Source organism: Streptomyces sp. E2N166 (genome assembly GCF_003671715.1).
Lineage (GTDB): Bacteria > Actinomycetota > Actinomycetes > Streptomycetales > Streptomycetaceae > Streptomyces > Streptomyces thinghirensis.
Genome location: NZ_RAIF01000006.1, coordinates 141,648 through 163,767, shown reverse-complemented (window position 1 = coordinate 163,767; position 22,120 = coordinate 141,648). Strand labels below are relative to the sequence as shown.

Annotated in this window: 18 protein-coding genes and 2 pseudogenes; 14 read left to right on the top strand and 6 right to left on the bottom strand. The window is 70.4% G+C overall.

The annotated features are described in order from the left end of the window. Nucleotides 1-198 precede the first annotated feature (198 nt). Entirely contained in the window at nt 199-2,982 is a 2,784-nt protein-coding gene (locus EBH09_RS01015; RefSeq protein WP_121745174.1) for a SpoIIE family protein phosphatase/ATP-binding protein, read from the top strand. A gap of 843 nt (nt 2,983-3,825) precedes the next feature. After that, complete coding sequence (locus EBH09_RS01010; protein ID WP_153182577.1) at nt 3,826-4,242, top strand: hypothetical protein; 417 nt, start codon at nt 3,826-3,828, stop codon at nt 4,240-4,242. Nucleotides 4,243-4,750: 508 nt separating this feature from the next. On the opposite strand, the gene EBH09_RS01005 is transcribed toward EBH09_RS01010, so the two are convergent. Together EBH09_RS01005 and EBH09_RS01000 are read right to left on the bottom strand one after the other, a co-directional pair. Next, entirely contained in the window at nt 4,751-6,193 is a 1,443-nt protein-coding gene (locus EBH09_RS01005; RefSeq protein ID WP_121745172.1) for an alanine/glycine:cation symporter family protein, read from the bottom strand. Nucleotides 6,194-6,830: 637 nt separating this feature from the next. Beyond that, nucleotides 6,831-7,217, bottom strand: a complete 387-nt coding sequence (locus EBH09_RS01000) for a DUF1330 domain-containing protein (protein ID WP_238697121.1) — start codon at nt 7,215-7,217, stop codon at nt 6,831-6,833. 193 nt (nt 7,218-7,410) lie between these two features. Between EBH09_RS01000 and EBH09_RS39780 the strand changes: the two are divergent. Both EBH09_RS39780 and EBH09_RS00990 read left to right on the top strand, forming a co-directional pair. Further along, nucleotides 7,411-7,572: pseudogene (locus tag EBH09_RS39780) on the top strand (ketoacyl-synthetase C-terminal extension domain-containing protein); the annotation flags it as partial. Nucleotides 7,573-7,603: 31 nt separating this feature from the next. Further along, nucleotides 7,604-7,836: pseudogene (locus EBH09_RS00990) on the top strand (cupin domain-containing protein); the annotation flags it as partial. A 368-nt stretch (nt 7,837-8,204) separates the two neighbouring features. Here EBH09_RS00990 and EBH09_RS00985 read toward each other — a convergent pair. Continuing rightward, a complete protein-coding gene (locus tag EBH09_RS00985) occupies nt 8,205-8,840 on the bottom strand; it encodes a DUF6461 domain-containing protein (RefSeq protein ID WP_121745170.1) in 636 nt (211 codons plus the stop codon). Nucleotides 8,841-8,936: 96 nt separating this feature from the next. Then, on the bottom strand, nt 8,937-9,386 hold the full coding sequence (locus tag EBH09_RS00980) for a hypothetical protein (RefSeq protein ID WP_193776049.1): 450 nt from the start codon (nt 9,384-9,386) through the stop codon (nt 8,937-8,939). 166 nt (nt 9,387-9,552) lie between these two features. On the opposite strand from EBH09_RS00980, the gene EBH09_RS00975 reads away from it, so the two are divergent. The 6 genes from EBH09_RS00975 (at nt 9,553) to EBH09_RS00950 (ending at nt 16,314) form a co-directional block, all read left to right on the top strand. After that, nucleotides 9,553-9,792: a hypothetical protein gene (locus EBH09_RS00975; RefSeq protein WP_153182576.1), complete on the top strand. Its 240-nt coding sequence runs from the start codon at nt 9,553-9,555 to the stop codon at nt 9,790-9,792. A 356-nt stretch (nt 9,793-10,148) separates the two neighbouring features. Then, entirely contained in the window at nt 10,149-11,009 is an 861-nt protein-coding gene (locus EBH09_RS00970; RefSeq protein WP_121745168.1) for a class II glutamine amidotransferase, read from the top strand. Nucleotides 11,010-11,014: 5 nt separating this feature from the next. Further along, nucleotides 11,015-13,693, top strand: a complete 2,679-nt coding sequence (locus EBH09_RS00965) for a LuxR C-terminal-related transcriptional regulator (RefSeq protein WP_121745167.1) — start codon at nt 11,015-11,017, stop codon at nt 13,691-13,693. A 97-nt stretch (nt 13,694-13,790) separates the two neighbouring features. Further along, a complete protein-coding gene (locus tag EBH09_RS00960) occupies nt 13,791-15,428 on the top strand; it encodes an MFS transporter (RefSeq protein WP_121745166.1) in 1,638 nt (545 codons plus the stop codon). 17 nt (nt 15,429-15,445) lie between these two features. Next, a complete protein-coding gene (locus EBH09_RS00955) occupies nt 15,446-15,979 on the top strand; it encodes a hypothetical protein (protein ID WP_121745165.1) in 534 nt (177 codons plus the stop codon). Between the two features lie 137 nt (nt 15,980-16,116). Further along, complete coding sequence (locus EBH09_RS00950) at nt 16,117-16,314, top strand: hypothetical protein (RefSeq protein WP_003972591.1); 198 nt, start codon at nt 16,117-16,119, stop codon at nt 16,312-16,314. A 48-nt stretch (nt 16,315-16,362) separates the two neighbouring features. On the opposite strand, the gene EBH09_RS00945 is transcribed toward EBH09_RS00950, so the two are convergent. Both EBH09_RS00945 and EBH09_RS00940 read right to left on the bottom strand, forming a co-directional pair. Further along, entirely contained in the window at nt 16,363-17,772 is a 1,410-nt protein-coding gene (locus EBH09_RS00945; protein ID WP_121745164.1) for a DUF2252 domain-containing protein, read from the bottom strand. Continuing rightward, nucleotides 17,769-18,401 carry a potassium channel family protein gene (locus EBH09_RS00940; RefSeq protein WP_121745163.1) on the bottom strand — a complete coding sequence of 211 codons (633 nt, stop codon included), beginning with the start codon at nt 18,399-18,401 and terminating at the stop codon, nt 17,769-17,771. Before EBH09_RS00940 ends, EBH09_RS00945 begins: the two co-directional genes overlap by 4 nt. Nucleotides 18,402-18,688: 287 nt before the next feature. Here EBH09_RS00940 and EBH09_RS00935 point away from each other — a divergent pair, with 287 nt between their 5' ends. From EBH09_RS00935 to EBH09_RS00915, 4 genes are all read left to right on the top strand, one after another. Beyond that, nucleotides 18,689-19,276, top strand: coding sequence for a DUF308 domain-containing protein (locus EBH09_RS00935; RefSeq protein WP_345940917.1), 588 nt, complete (start codon nt 18,689-18,691; stop codon nt 19,274-19,276). 400 nt (nt 19,277-19,676) lie between these two features. Next, nucleotides 19,677-20,150 carry an SHOCT domain-containing protein gene (locus tag EBH09_RS00925; protein WP_121745161.1) on the top strand — a complete coding sequence of 158 codons (474 nt, stop codon included), beginning with the start codon at nt 19,677-19,679 and terminating at the stop codon, nt 20,148-20,150. Nucleotides 20,151-20,180: 30 nt separating this feature from the next. Further along, entirely contained in the window at nt 20,181-20,627 is a 447-nt protein-coding gene (locus tag EBH09_RS00920) for a hypothetical protein (protein ID WP_121745160.1), read from the top strand. 27 nt (nt 20,628-20,654) lie between these two features. Next, the gene (locus EBH09_RS00915) at nt 20,655-22,115 is read left to right on the top strand and encodes a diacylglycerol kinase family protein (protein WP_121745159.1); all 1,461 of its coding nucleotides are present in this window, start codon (nt 20,655-20,657) and stop codon (nt 22,113-22,115) included. Nucleotides 22,116-22,120 lie beyond the last annotated feature (5 nt).

Here is a 22,120-nt window from a genome sequence, read left to right as displayed (position 1 = left end):
ATGGCGACTATGTCCATGGCTACTATGCTGCGGATCTCGTCGCGCAACCCCACTCCGTGGCGCGACGTCTGGAATCCTGCGGAACGGAGTGGGAACGCCACCTGCAAGTGGGGGCTACGGCAGGGCCACCGGTGTGGTCCGCCTGTCGCACGACCACCCGAAACACGTTATTCAATCCAAAGATGCTAGAAAAGGGGCATGCTGGGGCGTACCGCTCGATCGAACCGTGCCGGTCAGCTCTCGGTCGACCTGACCGGTGAGGGAAGGAGCCCGGGCCGTTGGTGGGTGCTGCGTGGGCGCAGCGTCGCCGGGCAGGTGCTGTTTCTCCAGATCGCGGTCGCGGTGTTCCTCATCGTGGCGGCCGTCGCGGGGCTCACCCTGCAAGCACGCAACGACACCGAACAGGACGCGCAGGATAGGTCACGGGCTGTCGCGGAGAGCTTCGCGCACTCGCCGGGGCTCGTCGCGGCGCTGGAGTCGGACGATCCGACAGCGGTGTTGCAACCGTACGTGGCCGCGGCACACGGGGGCACAGGGGTGGACTTCATCGTCGTCATGGCGAAGGACGGCACCCGCTACGCCGACACCGACCCGGAGCTGATCGGCAAGCGGGCGGCGGGCGTCGAGCGGGCGGCGGGAGGCGAGCCGTTCACCGAGATCTACGAAGGTGATCCGACGGATGCGGCACGAGCGGTGGTCCCGGTCACCAACGGTGACGGCGCGGTCGTGGGGCTCGTCGGGGCAGGGGTGAGCCTCCGAACTGTCGGACAGTCGCTGCAGGACCAGATCCCGGTGATCATGGCTTCGGCCGGTGTCGCGCTGCTTCTCGCCGTCGGCAGCGCCGCGCTGGTCAGCCGACGCCTGCGACGTCAGACACGGGGCATCGGGCCCAGTGAGATGACTCGGATGTACGAGCACCACGACGCGGTGCTGCACGCCGTCCGCGAGGGGGTGCTCATCACGGGTCGCGACGGTCGTCTGGTTATGGCCAACGACGAGGCGCGGCGGCTGCTGCAGTTGCCGAAGGACTCCGACGGGCAGCACATCACGGAGCTGGGCCTCGAATCCGCCACGGTCGAACTACTCTGCTCCGATCGCCCCGTCACGGACCAGGTACACCTTGCCGGGGGCCGACTGGTGGCCGTCAACACCAGGCGCACCGCCCCGTCCGGCGGCCCCTCCGGCCACGTGGCGACCCTCCGGGACAGCACTGAGCTGCGAGCACTGGCCGGCATGGCGGAGGTGGCCCGTGAGCGGCTGAACATCCTTCATGAGGCGGGGGTGCGAGTCGGCACGACCCTGGAGGTGGCCCAGACGGCCGAAGAGATGGCGGGTGTGGCGGTTCCGCGGTTCGCCGACTTCGTCACCGTGGACCTGCTGGACGACGTGGCTCGGGGCGAGGAGCCGTCCGGCACGCCCACGCAGATGCGGCGCACCGCCCTGCGCGGCATTCGGGAGGACCACCCGTTCCGGCCCGTCGGAGGCGTCGTTCCGCTCGACGTCACGGGCGCGCCCGCTGCCTCGGCGCTGACCAGCGGACGCTCGGTGCTGGAAGCGGACCTGACAACCCTGCACACGTGGCCGGCCCAGGACCCGGAAGGGGCCGACGCCGTCCGCGCGTACGGCATCCACTCGCTCGTCACGGTGCCGTTGCAGGCCCGCGGCATCCCTCTGGGCGTGGCCCACTTCTGGCGTGCGGAGGGCTCGGCACCCTTCGACCAGGAGGACCTGACGTTCGCCGAGGAGCTGACCGCCCGAGCCGCCGTCGCCATCGACAACGCTCGCCGCTTCACCCGCGAGCACACGATGGCGGAAACTCTTCAGCGGAGCCTCCTGCCGCATGTCCTGCCCCATCAGAGCGCCGTTGACATCGCCTACCGCTACCTGCCCGCCCAGGCTCGGGTCGGTGGCGACTGGTTCGACGTGATCCCCCTGCCCGGTGCCCGTGTCGCGCTCGTCGTCGGTGACGTCGTGGGGCACGGGCTGCACGCGGCGGCCACCATGGGACGGCTGCGTACCGCCGTACAGAACTTCTCGACGCTGGACCTCCCCCCGGACGAACTCCTGACCCATCTCGACGAACTGGTCAGCCGCCTCGACCAGGAGGATCCCGAAGGTTCGAGCGGGGAAGCGGTCACCGGCGCCACCTGCCTCTACGCGGTGTACGACCCGGTTTCCGGCCGGTGCAGCATCTCGCGCGCAGGGCACCTGGCCCCCATGCTGGTCCATCCCGACGGCACCGTGGGGGTGGCCGGAGGGCCCATCGCTCCGCCACTGGGCCTGGGGGTCCTCCCGTTCGAGACCGCCGAGCTGCAACTGTCCGAGGGCAGCACGCTCGTCCTCTACACGGACGGGCTGGTCGAGCGACGCGACCGCGACATCGACGCGGGCCTGGAAGCGCTGCGCAGCACACTCGCCGGGGCACACGAGCGCACTCCGGAGGAGATCTGCGAGGCGGTGTTCGACGGCATGCTGCCCGGGCACCGCCGCGACGACGTCGCACTCCTCGTCGCCCGCACCAGACTGCTGGACCGTTCCCTCGTGGCCGACTGGGACGTGCCCCGCGACCCCGCCGCCGTCGGCACCGTCCGCAACGCGTGCAGCCGTCAACTGACCATATGGGGCCTGGACGACATGGCGTTCACCACGGAGCTCATGCTCAGCGAACTGCTCACAAACGCCATCCGTCACGGCTCCGCCCCGATCCACGTGCGGTTGCTCTACGACCGGGCGCTGATCTGCGAGGTGTCCGACGGCAGCAGCACCTCCCCTCATCTGCGCAGGGCGGCCACGACCGACGAGGGCGGACGCGGGCTGTTCCTCGTGGCACAGCTCGCCGAGCGCTGGGGAACCCGATACACCTCGACCGGCAAGGTCGTATGGACGGAACAGTCCCTGACGCAACCGCCCTCGGCCGAGGCGTCGCTTCCCGATCCACGTCTCTTCCCGGGGCTCGGCGACCTGTCCGAGCTGGAGCCGTGACCGACGGTGGGGTAGCGGCCGCGGTGGGCGGGGCGGACAAGGGCCAGGATGCCCGGGAGCGCGGCGAGGCGGTCGCTCGCGGGTGCCGATGGCCGTGATGACCCACTCGACCAAGGTACGCCGGAGGTTGAGTACGGCGGGCGTTCCGGACCCGCCGCGCCCAGGGGGGCGAGAGAGTGCCCGCGGTGGCTGGGGTCCCGGGGCTGAGGCAGGGCCCGGTCGCGGCCGACGGTTCCCGGCCGGTCTGGCACGACGGTGAACCGGCCGGGGCGGGGCGTACGGCACCCGCCCCGGCGTCCGACGGTCCCCTACTGCGGCGGACCTTGGGGTGTCGGCCTGTACCGGAGGCGCCTCATGCGGCCAGGACTCTTGTCGAGGAGTGCCGTGGCAGCCTTCCGCTGCTCCGCCGTGCTGTTCTCCCTGCGCAGGGCGGCCACGTCGACGAACTTGCCGGAGTCGGCGAGTTACTGGGCCGCATCACCCTGGGCGAAGGCCAGGCCGGCGAAGAGCGCACGCCCCTCCGCGGTGGCCTCGGCAGGAGTTGCGGCGGCCGCCCCGGCGTGTGTTCGGGGTGTCGCGAGGTTGACCATGGCCCCTTGGACAGCGATGCCGCTCAGCGCGAGCACGGCAACGCCCGCCACGGCGACACTTGCGCGTCTACCGAACCGCAAGATCGAGCCGTTCTCTGACCGTTGCACATCACATACGGGAATCCAAGAACACCCTCAATCAGAGATGTTCTAGTTGCAGGCGAACAATCAGACCGCCTGCGAGGTACGCAGAAGGGATGAGACGCACATGACGACCAGGCAAGCGCCCCGCAGCGGACTCGGGCGCCGTGTCGTGTCGACGGTCGCCCCCTACGCCGCAGGAGCCGCCGTCACCGGTGGGGCCTTTCTGCTCTTCAAGGGCTCCTTCGCGGACGAGATCGCCACCCACTTCACGTTGGACGGGGCAGCCGACGGATTCCACTCTCCGGGAGTCGCATTCGGCCTGTATCTGACGATATTCGGAATCGAAGCCGTTGGTTCCGGCGCTGCGCTCCTTTCGGTCAAAGGCCCTCGGACAGGAGGTTCCGTGGGCGCCTTCTCCTGGGGTCTGTCCGCAGCAACGGCCTACTTCTTCGTGGTGGTGATGCAGGCCAGTACTGACCTCCAAGGCGGGGCGGCCGAGCTCCCGCCGTACCAGCTCGCCATCGCCGTCGTCGCCGGCCTCGTCGCAGGAGGCGCGGCTTGGCTCATCGGGCGGAGGCGCGCGTGAGCCGGTCTTCGAGACGCGCGCCGACGCTGTTCCCACTCAGGTCCTTGACGAACTCGTCGCTCCCCAGGGAGTCGTCCCCCAGAGAGTCTTCCAGGCGCTGGAGGAGCACCTGCGGGCTCCTGAGTACCTGGGCGGCACTCACCCGACCGTGGACGGCGAGCAGCCAGCTCCAGCCTGACACGTCGCCCGGAACTGGCCGCCTGCCGCACCGCCGCCCATGATGCGCTGCTGACAGGAGAGCCAGCGCATCACGTGCCGCGCAGGGTCCCGGGCACCGCCCAACTGCGCACAGGCACCACTGCGGGCACTTCGACCATGGCGACGGCCGCCACAGCGGCGGTAGTCGCATGTCCTGTTGACGGTGGAACGCGGTTGAGAGCCGTATCCCGCCGAAAGCGTTCGGTGGCCGCGGGATTCAAGGGCCTCCAGGGGTGACGCCCGAGGGCGGCACCCTTCCAGGGTGCCGCCCTCGGGCGTCTACGGTCGTGTCGGGGCGCTCGTGGCGGAGTCAGCCGACCGGCGTCCGCTCCTTCGGGGTGGCGTTCTCGTCCGACGCGCCCCAGCACTCCACCTCGCCGCGCAGGCCCGGCACCTGGTCCTTGCGGAAGACCGGGTCGAGGCCCTGGCGGCGCTGGGCCATGTAGTCGTCGAGGAGGCGGAAGGCGACCGTGCCGAGGGGGATGATCGCGATCAGGTTGACCAGGACCATCGCGCCCATCGTGACGTCTGCGAGGCTCCAGACCAGCGGTACGGATCCGATGGCGCCGAGGACGGCGCAGGCGATGACCATTGCGCGGTACGAGCTCATCACACTCTTGCTGCGGGTGATGAACTGGATGTTGGACTCGCCGTAGTAGTAGTTACCGATCATGGAGCTGAAGGCGACCATGAAGACCACGAGGGTCAGCAGGTGACCGGCCCAGTCGCCGAGCGCGCTGGTGAAGGCGGACTGGGTGACGTCCGCGCCACCGCGCTCACCGAGGGTGGGGTTGGCGGAGAGGATCACGAAGGCGGTCATGCTGCAGATGACCAGGGTGTCGAAGTAGACGCCGAGGGTCTGGACCAGGCCCTGCTTGACCGGGTGCGTGGTCTCCGCGGACGCGGCGGCGTTCGGGGCGGAACCCATGCCCGCCTCGTTGGAGAACATGCCGCGCCGCACGCCCTGCAGGATCGCCGTACCCACGGCGCCACCGGCGACCTCGCGGAACCCGAAAGCTCCGCCGATGATGTCGCCGAGCATGCCCGGCACGCTGTCGAGGTTGAGGAGCACGATGACCAGGCCGACCAGCAGATAGAGCCCGGCCATCACCGGGATGATGACCTTGGTGACGGCCGTCAGGCGCTTCACGCCGAAGAACACCGCGAGCGCGAGCAGCACGGCGAGCACGACACCGAGGAGGGGGTTGAACCAGGAGGCGTCCGAGCCGAAGGAGCCCTTCGTGGCCACCGTGATGGTGTTGGACTGCACCGCGGTCAGCACGAACCCGAACGTCAGCGTGATCAGAACGGCGAAGACCACGCCGAGCCAGCGCATTCCGAGCGCCTTCTGCATGTAGTAGGCCGGGCCACCTCGGTACGTACCCGGCTCGGTGTCGCGCACCTTGTACAGCTGGGCCAAAACCGACTCGACGAACGCCGAGGCACCGCCGATCAGGGCCATCATCCACATCCAGAAGACGGCTCCGGGGCCGCCCATGGTGATCGCGGTGGCCACACCGGCGATGTTGCCGGTGCCGATCCGCGCGGCGGCGGAGATGCTGAAGGCGCCGAAGGGACTGATGCCGGACTCCGGCTTGTCCTTGAAGACCCGGAACATCTCCGGGATGAGACGGATCTGCACGCCCTTGGAGCGCAGGGTGAACCAGACACCGGCGACGGCGACCAGCGGAATCAGCAGGTATGTCCAGAAGACGTCGTTGAACTCGACGACCCAGGTTTCCAACGTGCTCATGCGAATGCTTCCCGGTTCCTCGTGAGTCGGGGAATCGGCCCGGTTTCCGCATGTGCGTACAGGTCATGTACGGAGCGGACGGACGGGCCGGGTGGTACGGAGGCAAAGGCTCCGCAAACCCCAGGACTTTAGGCTGGCGTCGCCGATCCTGCCTATGGTTCCTGAAGGTGCTCTATCTCACATGAATCCGACACGTGCCGGAAGCCACCGGTCGAAGCCGTCGTCAGAGCTGTTCGCCGACGCCTGCTCCGCAGTCGGCTCGCGACGCGGCACGCCCCGCACATCCGGCGCCCGGCCGCGAGGGGAGCCGCGTACCGCCGAGGAACTGCCTGCCTGCGAGCTGAGTCGACCGAGGGCCACACGGCCCGGCGCCCCGGGGTGGGCGGCGAAGGATCAGCCGGCGGCGGCGGTTCGGGTTGATCATTCACCGGGCGTAAGCGACTCCCATGCCGGAGGTGCCGGCATGTCCCTTCACGGCGTCGAGCGCCTGGGTGCACCTGTCGCAAGGATGCGGTTACGCTCTGCTGCTGGATACGCCGTGCGCCTGGGATCGAGCAGCGGCGCCCTTCGACGGGACGGTGAAGCGGTGTCGGCCGCTTCGCCGGTGCGCGCCACCGCTGCCTCCGTGTGCGCGTCTTCAGGACGGTCGTGCGCCGGGCCGTGATGTCCAGGGTGCGGTCGGTTGGAGTACGGCCTCGGAAAGCGCGCGGGTCCGTAGCGCGGTGATCCGCTGATACTCGGGGTCGGCGACCATGCCGCAGAACGCCTCCCGGTCGGGATAGCGCACCAGCAGCACGGCGTCCCAAGCCTGGCCTTCCCCGGCCACGAGGGGTGCAGCGCCGTCGCCTGCGTAGAGCAGTTCCCCGCCGTACCTGCTCAGGAAGACGGCCGCCCGGCGTGAGTATTCCTCGTAGGACGGCCGGCCGTCCGGCGTGAACCGCAGGAGGTTCAGCATGACGAGCGGCCCCTCGGGGCCTTGCCTGGCGAAGGCGTCGAGAACGGCCTTGTCGGGATCGACAGCCACGGGCTTCTCCTGTCGGTCGTCGGAGGGTGCGGCCCGCCCGCGCGGGCCGGGAGACACGAGGCTAGGCGATGACCGGCCCACTTGCATACCACCCGGTCGGTACGCCCTGCCTCTCGTGGGGTGATCAGTTCGACCTTCTGCAGACGTCGGTCACGAGCGGGCGAGGAGCAGACTCTGTGCGCCGTCCAGGCCGGTGAGTGCCGGTGCGATCGACTTCGCGGGGCTCGGCCTGGATCCGGTGGCCGAACCTCGTGACCTGTCGGGGAAGCAGCTCGTGGTCTCGGTGAACTATTTCGGCTTCGGCGGTGCCAACGCCCACGTGGTGCTCAGCTCCGCCCCGGAGACGCGCCACCGGCCCGGCTCGGACAGCGCCGACGGCCTTCCGCAAAGGCGACTTCCTCGCGGTTCCTCCCCCCGCACCCCGCACGTCTTCGTGGCCGCCCCGGGCTGTGAGGCGGACGTCCTGTTCGTCTTCACCTCTGGCATCGGCAGGTTCGACTACCTGCGCCTGTTCGGCCGGGTGATGCGTGGCGAGGCCGACACGAGGGAGATCGCCGAGCCGTCGGAGCGCTTCGACACCCACTACGTCGACAGCCCTGTCTGGCGTGCCACCGTAGAGGGTCCGCGTGATCTGCTCCACGACCCGGATCCGGCCGGCCCGGCCTTGAGGGACCTCGCCGCCGCGGAACGCTCCTACGTAGCGGGCCTCGGACCCGAGGCGGTATGGGGGGCCACTGAACGGGCTTCCGGCGAGGACGACTTGCCCGTGATCGGGCCGCCTGGCGTCGCCTGGCGCTTCGACCTCACCCATGACCCCGAACGGCCGGTCGGCCCCCGACCGTGACGACCTGTTCGTCGTCTGCCCAGGCACCGGTCGCCGTAGCCCATCGCCATGACCACCCAAACTGCTCCGCATGGACTGGTGCGAGTCCCTCGACCTCGAAATCATCTGGGACCTTCACCCCTGGCTGTTCTCCGAGAGCGGCGTCAGGTGAAGGCAGCTGCCGCAAGCTCTGCCTCTGTCTCCTCCCACGGAAGATAGAGGCCAAGCTCGCTCTCCAGAAACCGCAGGAACGCGGCATCGCCGGGCTCGTCGCCGGTGTGCACGAAGCCAAGCGCAACCTCGGCTGGCGCGCCGCTCGTCAAGTGAGGCAGGCCGGGCTCGAAGGACGTCACCATATCGCCGCGGTAGGCGTAATCGACGCGGCTGAAGCCTTTCGCGTTGCGATGCACGCGGAACGCCCGTCCCCGGTCGGACAGCGCCGCAAGGCATGTGTCCGTCCGGCAGTGAAATTCCTCCAGCGCGTAAGCCCAGCCCGCCACGGAGCCCGCTCGGACGATGGATTCCGGCGGGGCGGGCAGAAAGCCGGCGCTTGTCAGCTGCGCAACCACCGCTTCGTCCTCCCAGTCCAGGAAGTCGAGGTCACTGATGTCGTCCGCCTCATCTCGCAGTAGAAGTTCGTACGCTGCGGAGCGGGTGAGCGGGACAATGCGGCGCTCTTTGGCTCCGACACGACACAGCAGCTCGTGCGGCGAACGCCGCTCGCTGAGTGTGAACGAGAATCCGATGCTGTAGGCATCGGTTATCCAACGCAGCCCGTTCTCTGTGGAATCCCGGTTCATCAAGGCGCCCTCCCCGTACGCTGGCCGCCGCGATGACGACCCCTGCAAGCGAAATCCAACGCTCAGTACCGACACCTACGTGCGGTAGGACAGCCGCTAGCCCTCTGGGTCTTCCGACCGCACGGTCGCTGTTGCTACCGCAGGCATCTGGCCATGCAGGATGTCCTGGCGTGGCAGTCCGAAGTACCGCTGCAAGGTGGCCACGCTCGCACGCAACGAGTCGAATGCCTCACCCACGTCATCATCTCCAGTGCGGCGACGTCCCACCGGCCGGAGCGGGCCGCGAGCGCGACCTCGTAGGCCCATGGCCACAGTGGTCGACAGGGTACCGTCAGAAAGAACGCTCACCGTGTACGGCGACTTGGACACCGTGGCCCGGGACAGAGCGGCCACGACTCCCGGAGCGCCGGTCACCGCGAACGAGAACCCCGTCCGGTCGGTGGCGACGGGGACGGTGAAGTAGCGGACCGTGCTGTCGGCGTACTGTGCGGCCACCGTCACCGCCCACGCGTCCCCGTCGCGTTGCACACCGCGCACAACGGTCACGGACCGGAGCTTCGACTGTGGAGGGGCTGCTGGGCCCGGCAGGGCGACGTCCGGGGCCGGGGGCTCTGCAAGCCGTGCCTGCGCACTGTCCGCGTCGTCTGCGCTGCTGCGCAGCCACGCGTCTACGTACCTCTCGCACCTCCACCGCACCCGCCGTCATCCCGTCTTGGCCACCCGTGGCCAATCCGGCCAGGTGCCGGCGTCCGATCCCTCGTCCCGCGAGCGTGATCGCTCCCGCCTCTACGTCTGGGCCCTCGTCGGCATCGCCACCGTCACGAGCATCTGGGCGAACGCCCTGCACGCCGTCCGTCTCAACCGGGAGAGCGACGCCGCCGGGCTCCACCTGGACGACGTCACCGACGGCGCCCTGTCGTCGACACCACTGTCCAGGCCTCTGGCTCTGTGAACCGCGAGGGCACATGCAGGGCACATGAGTTCGGGAAGCGGCGTTGACCCGTGAGAACTACCGAAAGCAGGTTCCGAGGTCAACGCACACCTCGCCGGTAAGCGCCCGGTCAGCGCACCGCCGTGTTCAATCGCTGGGCTGCTGACGGCTCCCCTGAGCAGAGTGCCGCCGTCGCCGGCCGCTTCGGATTCACTAGAAGAGTCGCCGACTACCCTCTGTCCGCATGCCCCGATGGCTGCCGGAAGCGATACTGGTAGCAGCCGCGGGACGACGCCTGCCATGTGCCGGGACCGCGGGGGAATCCCGCGGTCAGCCACCGCGGTGGTCCCTTCGCCGCCGCCGGAAGGGGCGTCACGATGTGCCGCTGGATCGCCTACTCGGGCACACCCGTCCTCCTCAGCCAGGTTCTGTTCCAGCCGGAACACTCCCTGATCGACCAGAGTCTGCTCTCCCGGATGGGTGTGGAGACGACCAACGGCGACGGCTTCGGTATGGGCTGGTACCCGCAGGACACGGAAGTTGCCGATTCGGCGGTCCTGCGCGATGTCGGCCCGGCCTGGAACGACCGCAATCTGCAGGAAGTCGCCCACCACACGCGCTCGGGGCTGTTCTTCGGACACATCAGGGCGCCGACCGGAACGGCGGTGCAGCAGAGCAACTGCCACCCCTTCCGGAGCGGTCGGTGGCTGTGGATGCACAACGGGATGATCAGTGCGTTCCGTCGGTTCCGGCGTGTTCTCGCCCTGGCCGTCGACCCGGTCCTGTACCCCGACATCGAGGGCTCCACGGACTCCGAGGTCACGTTCTTCCTCGCCCTGACCTTCGGTCTGGCCGACGACCCGCCCGGTGCGGTGGCGCGCGTGGCGGGTCTTGTCGAGACGACCGCGAAGACGCACGGTGTCCCTCACCCACTGCAGATGACCGTCGCGGTGACAGACGGCGAACGCGTGTGGGCTTTCCGTTATTCCGGTGAAGGCCGTTCGCGATCGTTGTACGTCAGTACGAAGGTGGACGCCCTGCGCGCGCTCCATCCCGACGTGGCGTTCCTGCGTGAGCTGTTGGACGAGACCCGTCTCGTCGTGTCGGAGCCCCTGGGTGACCTGCCGGGGGCGTGGAACGAGGTTCCCGAGAGCAGCTACGGCGTCGTCAAGCCGGGCGGGGGCGTGCTCCACCGCTTCAGGCCGGAGTACGTCGACGGGCCGGGGCCGTGGGGGTGAGGGGCGTGGGCACGGCCGACGGCGCGGCTCGGCGGTCCGCCGATGCGAGCACCGATCCGCTGGGCGATCCGTACCTGCGCACACGGTTCGCGCTTCCCTCTCGGCCTGCCACTTTCCTGCGGCGGCAGCGGCTCGTCGTTCATCTGAATCAGGCCCTGCGCACACCGCTGACGCTGGTCAACGGCTCGGCCGGCGCCGGCAAGACACTCCTGACGGCCGACTGGGCCGCGGGGCTGCGGCTGCCGGTCGCCTGGCTGACCGTCGAGGCCGGAGATCACCGGCCCGGGGTCTTCTGGGCTTACGTCTTCGAGTCCCTGCGCATGTGCGGGGCGAGGGCGGCCGACGCCGCCGCGGCGCCCGCGGACTCGAGCGGCGTGGGACGCGGGCTGCTGACGTCGCTCGCCGCCGAACTGAACGCCCTCGACCGTCCCGTGGTCCTCGTGCTCGACGAGTACGACCGGATGACCAACCCTGAGGTCGCGGAACAGCTGGAGTTCGTCCTGCACCACTCCGGGCAGGGACTGCACCTCGTCCTCGTCACCCGCACCGAGCCGCTGCTCCCGCTGCACCGCTACCGGGCCGCCGACGAACTGACCGAGATCCGCGGCGCCGAGTTGTCCTTCACCCCGCAGGAAGCCGGCGCGTTGCTGCGACTGCACGGACTGCACCTTCCCGAGCCCGCCACGTCCGCCCTGGTGGACCGCACCCGGGGCTGGGCCGCCGGGCTGCGGCTGTCCGCCTTGGCGGCCCGGGAGGACACCGACCCCGAGCGGTATCTGAAGGAGTTCGAGGCGGACCACAGCACGGTCGCGGACTTCCTGCTGGCGGAGGTCCTGAAGGGGAGGACGGAGGAGACGCAGGACCTGCTGCTGCGGGTCAGCGTCCTGGACCGTTTCTGCCCGGACCTGGCCGATTCCCTCACGCTGCGGACCGACGCCGAACCCCTCCTCGCCGGGCTGCACCGGGAGAACGCGTTCATCGAGCGACTGGGACACTCCTGGTACCGGCTGCACCCGCTCTTCCGGGAGATACTCCGGGCCCACCTGCGTGAACGCCTGCCCGGTGCGGAAGCGGAGCTGCATCTGCGAGCCGCGCGATGGCTGCGCCGTTCCGGCTTCCTCCCGGAGACGCTCGCCCATGGAGTAGCGGGCGGCGACTTCGATCTGGCCGCCGGCGCGCTCGTCGACGACCTCGCGATCGGTCAGCTCTTCACGGGCCTGCGCTCGGATGCTCTGACCCAGCTCTTCGCCGGCATGGGATCCGAAGCGGGGAGCCCGGCGAGCGACCTCGTGCGGGCGGCCGGCGCACTGGCCCGACGCGACCTCGATCACGGTCTGGGCCGGTTGCGACGGGCCCAGGAACAGCTCTCCGGGACCGAGGTCTCTCCCGGCCTGGTGGCGGCCCGGCTGAGCTGCACGCTGCTGGAGGCGCTCGCCGCCCGGCTCACCGGCTGCCCTCCGAGGGCCGAGCAGGCGGCCGCGACGGCCGAGGAACTGAGCCAGGACCTGCCCGATCATCTGCTGGACGCGCATCCGGAACTGACCGCCCTGCTGCTGACACACGTGGGTTCGGCCCGTCTGTGGGAAGGACGCTTCGACGACGCACGTGCCGTGCTGACCCGTGCGGCCGGTGCCCCGGGGGGATCCGCCACCGTCCTGCCCCGAGTGGAGTCGATGGGGCACCTGGCCCTGCTCGACTACCTGAACGGCTGGCTCGGCCGTGCGGAACGCAGGGCTCTGGCCGCGGTGTCCGAGGCGGACCGGGCGGGCCTGCCCCGGCCTCCCGGCGCGGGCCTCGGCCGGCTGGTCCTGGCCGCGGTGGCCGTGGACCGACAGGAACTGAGCCGGGCCCGGGCCCTGCTCGACGAGACGGCCCGGCTCCCGGCGCGGGAGCACGACCCGGTGCCGACGGCGGGGCGGGCCCTGGCCGTCTCACGCCTTCTCCTCGACGACGGTGAAACTCACGCCGCCGCCGAGGCGGCGGAGCCGGCCGTGTCCGTGGTGGTGGCGTCCCCTTGGGCGGAGAGTCACGCCGCAGTCGTCCGCTCTGCCGCCTGCCTCGCCGACGGACGGCCGGACGAAGCCGTGCGACTTCTCCACGGCGTCTGCGGCGACCAACCCGTGTGCGCCGTCGAAGCGGCGGGGCTCCAGGTCGCCGCGGGGCGTCCCCGTGCGGCGGCCGAACTGCTCGGCGCCGTTCGTGCCGAGGGACGCACCGGCCCCGCGGTGAGCGTGGGCGCGGCGCTGGTGCGGGCCCGGATGGAGCAGGAGTCGGGAGACACGGTCACCGCCCGCAGGCTCGTCGCACGTGCGCTTCTCGACGCCCGGCGCGAGCGTCTGCGGCGTCCCTTCCTCCAGGCAGGAGACTGGATCGAGCCGCTGCTGGCCACAGCCCCGCTGCGCGGACTCGCCGAGGGCTGGCTTCTGTCGGGCCGGCCGGGGGCGCACGGCGAGCCAGTGCGGCCCGGCGCCGAACCCGCGCCCCTGGTGCCGGTGGAGCTGAGCGGACGTGAACGTGATGTGCTGCGACGGCTGGCCCGCATGATGTCCACGGAGGAGATCGCCGCTGACCTGTTCGTGTCGGTCAACACGGTGAAGACGCATCTCAAGAGCGTCTACCGGAAGCTGGCGGTGAACCGGCGCGGCGACGCGGTACGCCGGGCGCGTGACCTCGACCTCCTGTGACCTCCCCCGCGAGGGGTGAGGCACGCGGCGCCGCCGCCGGGGTCCGATGGCGGGAACGTGCCGCAGCACACCGGCCGACTCGGCGAGGTGAGACGACGTGAAGCACTGGCGGGCCCTGGCAGTCCTCGGTACGGCCCAGTTCCTGATGGTTCTGGACACCTCCGTGATGAACGTGTCGATCAGCCGGTTGGTCGAGGACTTCGACACGGAGGTCACTGCCATCCAGGCCGTGATCACCCTCTATGCGCTGGTCATGGCAGCGTTCATGCTCATCGGTGGCCGGCTCGGAGACATCCTGGGCCGGCGCCGCATGTTCCTCGCGGGACTGGCCGTGTACGGGGTCGGCTCGGCCGTGACGGCCGTGGCGCCCACGCTGTGGGTCCTCACCCTGGGCTGGTCCGTCGTCGAAGGGCTCGGGGCGGCCATGGTGCTGCCGGCCATGGCGGCGCTGGTCGCGGAGTCGTACCGCGGACGGGACCGGGCCGTCGCCTACGCGGTGATCGGCGGGCTCGCGGGCGCCGGGATCGCGGTAGGCCCGCTGCTGGGCGGCTGGATGACGACCTACCTGACCTGGCGGCTGGTCTTCGCCGGTGAGGTACTCGTCGTCGTGGCCGTGCTGTTGTGCCGGCGGGTGATCGCGACGCCCGCTCCGGCCGCCAAGCGCCCCCGGTTGGACGGGGTCGGCGCGGCGCTCTCCGCCGCCGGGGTGGGGCTGGGCGTGCTCGGGGTGCTGCAGAGCAGCACCTGGGGCTGGGTCGAGCCCCGCAACCCTCCCTTCACTGTCCTGGGTTTCGCTCCCACCTTGTTCGTCGTCGGCGCCGGAATCGCCGTGCTGGCCCTGTTCCGGGGCTGGGAACGGCGGCGGGAGGCCCGGGACGCCGACCCTCTGGTGCACCTGTCGTTGCTGGGCAGGCCCGTACTGCGGGCCGGTCTGACGACCTTGCTCAGCCAGAACCTGATTCTCCTCGGGCTGTTCTTCGCCATCCCGCTCTACCTCCAGGTGGTGCAGGGCTTCGACGCCTTCCAGACGGGGCTGCGCCTGCTGCCGGTGTCGGCCACCATGCTGGTGACCTCCCTGTGCGGGTCCGCGCTGGGGGGCAGGATGGGGCCGCGCCGCGTGGTGCGGCTGGCCCTGGTGATCCTGGCGGCGGCCGTGGTGTGGCTGCTGGCCACGATCGACCCGGTCATCGACGACGCGCAGTTCGCCGGGGCCATGGCCGTGCTGGGCGTGGGCGTCGGTCTGCTCGCCTCGCAGCTCGGCAACGTCGTGCAGTCCGGTGTCGGTGAGGAGGAGCGCAGCGAGGCCGGAGGGCTGCAGTTCACGGCGCAGAATCTGGGCTCGGCGCTGGGCACCGCGCTAATCGGCTCGATCCTAATCGGGGCGCTGGCAGGCGCCTTCACCACCCAGGTCGCGGACGACCCGAGGCTGTCCGAGGCCGCCCGCGATGAAGTCGGGGTCGGTCTGGAGGCCGGCATCACCTTCGTCCCGACCGAGCAGGTGCGTTCCGCGGCCGAGGAGGCCGGGCTGCCGCCGTCCGAGGTCGACGCCGTGGCGGAGTCCTACGCCTCCGCCCAGTTGGACGGGCTGAAGGCGGCGATCCTGGCCACGGGCGGCGTCGCGCTCGCGAGTTTCCTGGTCACCGCGCGTCTTCCGACCGCCCGGGCGGAGCGTCAGTCCGAAAGTGAGCCCGTTGCCGGGACCCGGACAACCGGACAGACCGGGCCGACGGGCTGAGCGCGGAGGAGACACAAATGACCGCAGACGAGACCAGGACAGGGCGGTCTACGGACCGGCGGAAGCGGCGGGCCGCGCACCGCGCCCACGCGGACTACACCGGCGGTGTGTACGGCTCCATGCTCGCGGCCTCCGTGGTGATCGGAGCCGGCACCCTGGGCTCGTTCCCCCGCGCCGAACTGGTCCTGCTGCTGTTGCTCACCAGCCTGGTGTTCTGGATCGCCCACGTGCACGCCGAGCTGTTCGGTGCGCGTCTCGCGCGGCGCGCTCCGGACCGGCGGGTGATCCTGCGTGTGTGCCGCGAGGAGTGGCCGATCGTCAAGGCCGCCGTGCCTCCGGCCGCGGCGATCGCCGTCAGCCCCGTGCTGGGGCTGGACGTCCAGGGTGCCCTCTGGCTGGCGCTGTCCGTCGCCGTAGCCGGACAGGTGGGCTGGTCCGTCGCCGCGGCACACCGTGCGGGCGCCTCACGACGGCTGGTGGCCACCACCGCGACGGTCAACGTACTGCTCGGTCTGGTGATCGTTGTCGTCAAGATCGCGGTGACGCACTGAGGTACCGGTACCGCGGCCACGGTCACCTGTACCGGGTGAGGGCGCCGGAGGGCGACGAGGCGCAGGATCGTCACAGAGCACCGTCCGCCCCCGAGCCCCGGACGGTGTCCCGAGCCCGTCCGGTGGAAGGACCGCTCGTGCGCTACGAGATTCGAATCGAGGGACACCTGTCGGAGACGCTGGCCAACGCGTTCCCGGAGCTGGAGCACGTCGTCATGTCCGGCCAGACCGTTCTGTTCGGCACGGTGATCGACGAGGCCCACCTGTACGGGCTGCTCACCCGCTGCCAGTCACTGGGCCTGCGCGTCATGGAGATGCGGCAGCTCCCGGAATGACGCCCACGGACGGTGTGCGTCGGCCCGCTCGCCGTTCCCGGGCCGGCCTCACACCCGGGCGGCCGTGATCCGGCCGGAGCGGCAGGCCGCCATCAGGGCTTCGTGGTCGTGTTCGTTCTGGTCGGCGTAGCACTGGGCGAACTCGGTGAGCGCGCGGTCGAAGCGGTCGCTGCCACCCAGGTACGCGGCGAGCGCGACGGGGTCACCGGAACGGGCGTGGGCCCTCGCCAGGCAGGTTCCGCACAGCCGGGCGAAGAGGGAGAGCAGGTCGGGCCCCATGGTCTCCGGCCGCGCGATACCCTTCCAGTCCCACAATTGGCGCACGTAGAAGTCCCGGCCCTTTCCGTCGAGGCCGGTGACACGGGTCCAGCCGAGGAAGATGTCGCTGGTGGTCTGGATCAGGCGTTGGCCGGTCACGACCCGGCGGCCCTGGTTGTCGTAGCGTTCGCCGCCCGTGTGCGCCGCCAGCACCGATTCCGAGGCTTCCTTGGCCTGGAGCAACAGCGGGTCGTCGTCGTCCCTGCCGAGCAGGAGCAGTACCCAGCAGCGGGTACCGACGCTGCCGACGCCGACCACTTTGCGAGCCATGTCCACGAGCCGGTAGTGGCGCAGCAGGTGTCGGCGCTCGGGCGGCAGGGACCGCGCGTAGCCGCTCACGACGGACCGCAGTTCCTCCTCCCGGCCGGCCTCGGCCGGGTCGGTGAGCAGATCGGCCAGTGGGGTGATCAGCGGCGGGTCGGGGGTGATGCGCCGGCCCTCGGCCGTGACGCGGGTGAGTTTCGCGAACGCCCTCATGTGGGTGCGCGTGCGGGCTTTCACGGCCGCTTTCCTGAGCCGGTGCTCCGCTTCCCCCGCTGCATCCGCCGCCAGCAGTTGCCGTACGTGGTCGGCGTCGTCCTGGGCGTACCAGATGTCCAGGGTCGGCATGCCGGCGAACTCCCGCATGCGCTCCCGGTAGGCCCGCACACAGGCCCGTACGGTGCGGTTCTGTTCCTTGGGTGCGAAGCCATTAGCCCGGGCCGCGATCACGAATCCGGCCGCAAGACGTTTGACGTCCCACTCGAAAGGGCCGGGCAGCGTCTCGTCGAAGTCGTTGATGTCGAAGACCAGGCGGCGCTCCGGTGAGGCGAGGAGCCGGAAGTTCAGCGGGTGCGCGTCCCCGCACAACTGCACCTGGAGTCCGCTGCAGGGCAGGGGTGCCAGGTCCGCCGCCATGATCGCTGCCGCGCCGCGGTAGAAGCGGAACGGCGACTCCAGCATGCGGCCGTAGCGGATCGGCACCAGGGCCGGGACGCGTTCGCCGGACTGGCGCTCCAGCAGGTCGACCGGGTCACCCCGCCGTTGCCCGGTCTCGTACCAGCCGTGGCACGAACGTGAGGCCCGTTCACGGGCCTTCCTGCCGTACGTCGCCCGCTCCGCCAGTGGCAGGGAGGCGGTGAAGGTGCTGGGTATCGTCATTCTCCGGCCTCCGGTTCTTCCACGGGCCCAGCTCCGGAGCGCGGCGCAACCGTCGGCCCCCGGCGCTGTCGGTTCAGCCCTGCCTGCACCGCGCTCGCCAGCACCCGGGCGGCGACACCTACGAGCAGCAGCCCTCCCGCCATCTGCGCCATCGTGAGCACCCGCCCCGTCTGGGAGCGTGCCGTGATGTCGCCGAAGCCGACGGTGGCGAACGTGGTCAGGGCGAAGTACAGCGCGTCCGTCCTGTTCAACGGCTCGCTGAACGAGCCGGGCGCGGAGCGCTCCAGCAGGTAGAAGGAGCCGGCGAAGAGGACCAGGAACAGCACCAGCGTCGCGGCCAGGCCCTCGACGGCTCTCAGACGCGGATGAGGGGAACGCGCGATGGCCCGCACTTCCCAGCAGAACACCAGGAGGACCGCGAGCAGGCCGCACACCAGCAGCACCGACGTACCGGCCGTGAGCCGCTCGTCCAGGGGCAGCAGATAGTAGGCCGTGACAAGCCCAACGGCGACGAACACAGCACGCGCGACAGCTACCGCCGCTGCGCCTCGGCGAGTACGGAGCCCGCCACGAGGGGGCGGTCCCGACAAGGTGCGGCCCTTGCTGCCTCCTGAGGGCGTTTCGCTCATCTCACGTCTCTTCGTCTCGTCCGGGCCCGGTGGGCAGATGTTCCCGAATCCCACCTCACTGCCCCGCCGACAGGACGGGATCACCCCTCATGGGTGACCCCGGCCCTGAGCGCCCGCCCCGACCCTGGAACGGACACGTACGAGTCCTCCGGCGCTCACCGACCGTCCCCATCGGGCGGGTCCGGCGACGACCGGCCGGTCCACGAGGAGGCGCCATGACCGTGCCCCGAGACGCGGCGGAACCCACCGGCCATAGAGGCGAGTCCGGCAGGACGGTACCCGGAGCCATGGACGACCCCGCGCACATCCTCGCCAGGCTCGGCCGATCCTGGACCTGGCTCATGGGATCGGCCGTCGCCACGCTGGTCCCCGGCCTCCTGGTCCTGGTCTGGCCGGAGGCGACCCTGCACGTCCTGGCCGTCCTCCTTGGTCTGTATCTGCTGCTGACCGGAGTGTTCCGGTTCGTAGCCGTCTTCGCGCGGGAGGGACACGAAAGGCTGCCCGGGCTCCTGCTGGCCGTGCTGTACGTGCTGGCCGGGGTGCTGTGTCTGCGCAACCCGCTGCAGACCGTCGCCGCGCTTTCCCTGATCGTCGGCATGGTCTGGCTGGTGTCCGGCCTCCTCACCCTCTACGCCGCCCTGGTCACCGAGAACCTGCCGCACCGCGGCCTGGTCATGGGGACGGCGGTGCTCGCGGTCGTCGCTGGGATCGTCGTCCTCGCGCTGCCCGCCGAGTCGGCCCGCGCTCTGACCCGGCTTCTCGGCCTGTGGCTGGTCCTGCTCGGTCTGGCCGAGGCGGTGGTCGCCCTGGGGTGGCGGTCCGCGCTGCGCGGGGCACGCCCTCCGAAGACAGGCACGCCCGCTGCCATGACTTGACCGTGAGCCGGTGGAAGGAACGACGATGGCCCCGACCACACCGGCCGGACCGCTTGGCTCCGTGGGCCTGCGGACCGCTCCACCGTTTTCTCCGCCGGTGAGCGAGCGGAGTACGAGTCTCCGCGCCGGCAGGAGTCGGTACAGCACCGGCGGGCCCGCGTGGCCGGCTCCTCGGTCCTCCTCCTGCTGCTCGTCCTTGCGGTCCTGGCGGCAGCCGCCTGACCGGCACGTCCGGCAGCGCACCGAACAGCCTCATGAACGAGCGCCGTGGCTCCGGGCAGGGCACCGGCCGCCCGGCGGCCAACTCACCCGTGCCGGGTGATGCCGGGGGCTGAGCCCCGTGACCACTCTGAGGTCAGTACGCAACGAACGCCGGGCTCGCCCGGGACGGAGGACGGACATGAACGCGCAGACCTACCTGGCGTACGACTACCCACTGCTCAGCATGTTCTGGACCATGCTTCTGGTCTTCCTGTGGATCATGTGGTTCGTCCTGCTCTTCCGGATCATCGGTGACATCTTCCGCGACGACCGGCTGAGCGGCTGGGCCAAGTCCGGCTGGCTGGTGTTCTGCCTCCTCCTGCCCTTCCTCGGGGTATTCGTCTACGTCATCGCACGGGGGAAGAACATGGGCCAGCGGGAGACGGCGCAGGCCCGTGCCCGTCAGGAGGAGCTCAACGCCTACATCAGGAAGACCGCGAGCGGTGGAGAGCGCACCAGCGTCGACGAACTGGCCCGGCTCTCCGAAATCCGGGATCAGGGTGCCATCACGGACGAGGAGTTCCGCAGGGCGAAGGAGTTGGTCCTGAGCGGCCATGGGCCGGCGGAACACGCGGGCCACGCCCCCACCACAACCAGTCCTTCCGCCCGCTGACCATCCGCACGCCACGAATCGAGGCGCACGATGACCGCCACACACACCCGGCCGACGCACTCGCCGAGGCAGGCGTGGGCGACCGGCCTGACCGTCTTCGCCGCCGTCATGCTCCTGCTCGTCGGCCTCCTCGACATCCTCCGGGGGGTCATGGCCATCGCCGAGGACGACGTGTTCGTCACCACACCCGACTACGTCTTCCAGTTCGACCTCACCAGTTGGGGCTGGATCCACCTCGTCCTGGGCGTGCTCGCCGTGATCATCAGTGCCGGGCTGCTCAAGATCGCGACGTGGGCGCGCGTGTCCGGCGTGGTCATCGCCGCACTCGTGATCCTCGCCAACTTCCTCTCCATGCCGTACTACCCGCTGTGGTCCGTCGTGATGATCACCATGTCGGGCTTCATCATCTGGGCCCTGAGCGTGATCAAGCCCGGTGGCAACCTCTACGACCTGTCCGGGGAACGCACGCCGGACTAGACGTGTGACGGAGCGAAAGAGCGACACGTGGATGCACAAGGCGCGGACACGAGCCGGCGGCGCGGGAACGGCGTCCCGCCCGCGGGCGAGGGCGGCACCGCTCTCGCCCGCGTCTCCCTGCTGGCTCTGCTGGCCTGCATCCTGGTGCCGCTCGTCGCCGCCGGGCTCCGCAGTGTGCTGTGGGCCCTGATCGGCATCGCGGGCCTCACGCTCGCAGCCGTCGGCGTGTGGTGGGCTCTGGCCCATACCGGTGTCGCCCGCATCGTCGGAACAGTTCTGTCGGTGGCCGCGCCGGTCACCGTCCTCACGCTCTACGCCGCGGCCGACCTGCTGGGTCCCGCCCTGCTGTCGTCGGGCCTCCTGGTACTGGCCGTCGTCGCGGCACGCTGGGCCCTGGCGCCTGCTCCCACCGCCTCCGAAGAGGCCGCCGTAACGCCCCTCCGCCCCTGGGTGCTCATGAACCGCCGGTCCGGCGGCGGCAAGGTGGACCGGTTCCGTCTGGTGGACAGGGCACGGGCCGCGGGTTGCCGTGTGCATGTGCTCGACACCGGCCAGGACGTCACCGCACTGGCCCGGAAGGCCGTCGCCGACGGAGCGGACCTGCTGGGGGTGGCGGGTGGCGACGGCACCCAGGCGCAGGTCGCCGACGTCGCAGCGCACCATGACGTGCCGTTCGCGGTGATCCCGGCCGGAACCCGCAACCACTTCGCCCTCGACCTCGGCCTCGACCGCGACGATCCGGTGGCGGCGTTGGAAGCCCTGACCGGAGGTGTGGAACTCCGCGTCGACCTCGGGTACGCCGCGGACCGTGTCTTCGTCAACAACGCCTCGTTCGGCACGTACGCGGCCGTCGTCAACGACCCCGCCTACCGGGACGCGAAAGCCCGTACGGTCTTGCAGACCCTCCCCGGACTGCTCACGGGCGAGAACGCCCCCGCTTTGCGCATGACGGCCAACGAGCGGCATATAGGCGGCCTGCAGGCACTGCTCGTCAGCAACAACCCCTACGGACGGGCCGTTGACGTGTCACACCCGGGGCGCAGGGCGCGGCTGGACACGGGGCTCCTCGGTGTGGCGTGCGTCCGGGTCGGCAGCACCGCCGAAGCAGCGCGCCTGGTGAGCCGACCGCGCTCCGGGGGCCTCGTCCGGCTCACCGCCGACGAAGTCGTCGTCGAGACCAGTACCGTCACCATGCCGGTCGGCATCGACGGGGAGTACGTCGTGCTGCCCTGTCCCGTGGTGTGCCGCAGTGCACCCGGGGCCCTACGGGTCCGCGTGCCGCGCCACCGGCCCGGTGGGTCGAGACCACGGGGACCCGCAGCCGACTGGCCGCGCCTGGCCCGGCTGGCACTGGGCCGGCCGCTGCCCTGTCCGGGAGGAACCGGGCACCCGGGCAAGGCAGCGAGACTGAAGCGCCGCCCGGCAGGTGTCGACCCCTCGGTGGCGCGACCCGTGCCCCAGGGGAACGCTGGACGTGGGGGGCAATGAGATGG

Excerpts from the sequence above, each read along its gene's own strand:
- EBH09_RS01015 (WP_121745174.1), top strand. The coding sequence starts at position 199 with ATGCTGGGGCGTACCGCTCGATCGAACCGTGCCGGTCAGCTCTCGGTC.
- EBH09_RS01005 (WP_121745172.1), bottom strand. The coding sequence starts at position 6,193 with ATGAGCACGTTGGAAACCTGGGTCGTCGAGTTCAACGACGTCTTCTGG.
- EBH09_RS00985 (WP_121745170.1), bottom strand. The coding sequence starts at position 8,840 with ATGAACCGGGATTCCACAGAGAACGGGCTGCGTTGGATAACCGATGCC.
- EBH09_RS00970 (WP_121745168.1), top strand. The coding sequence starts at position 10,149 with ATGTGCCGCTGGATCGCCTACTCGGGCACACCCGTCCTCCTCAGCCAG.
- EBH09_RS00955 (WP_121745165.1), top strand. The coding sequence starts at position 15,446 with ATGACCGCAGACGAGACCAGGACAGGGCGGTCTACGGACCGGCGGAAG.
- EBH09_RS00945 (WP_121745164.1), bottom strand. The coding sequence starts at position 17,772 with ATGACGATACCCAGCACCTTCACCGCCTCCCTGCCACTGGCGGAGCGG.
- EBH09_RS00940 (WP_121745163.1), bottom strand. The coding sequence starts at position 18,401 with ATGAGCGAAACGCCCTCAGGAGGCAGCAAGGGCCGCACCTTGTCGGGA.
- EBH09_RS00935 (WP_345940917.1), top strand. The coding sequence starts at position 18,689 with ATGGACGACCCCGCGCACATCCTCGCCAGGCTCGGCCGATCCTGGACC.
- EBH09_RS00925 (WP_121745161.1), top strand. The coding sequence starts at position 19,677 with ATGAACGCGCAGACCTACCTGGCGTACGACTACCCACTGCTCAGCATG.
- EBH09_RS00920 (WP_121745160.1), top strand. The coding sequence starts at position 20,181 with ATGACCGCCACACACACCCGGCCGACGCACTCGCCGAGGCAGGCGTGG.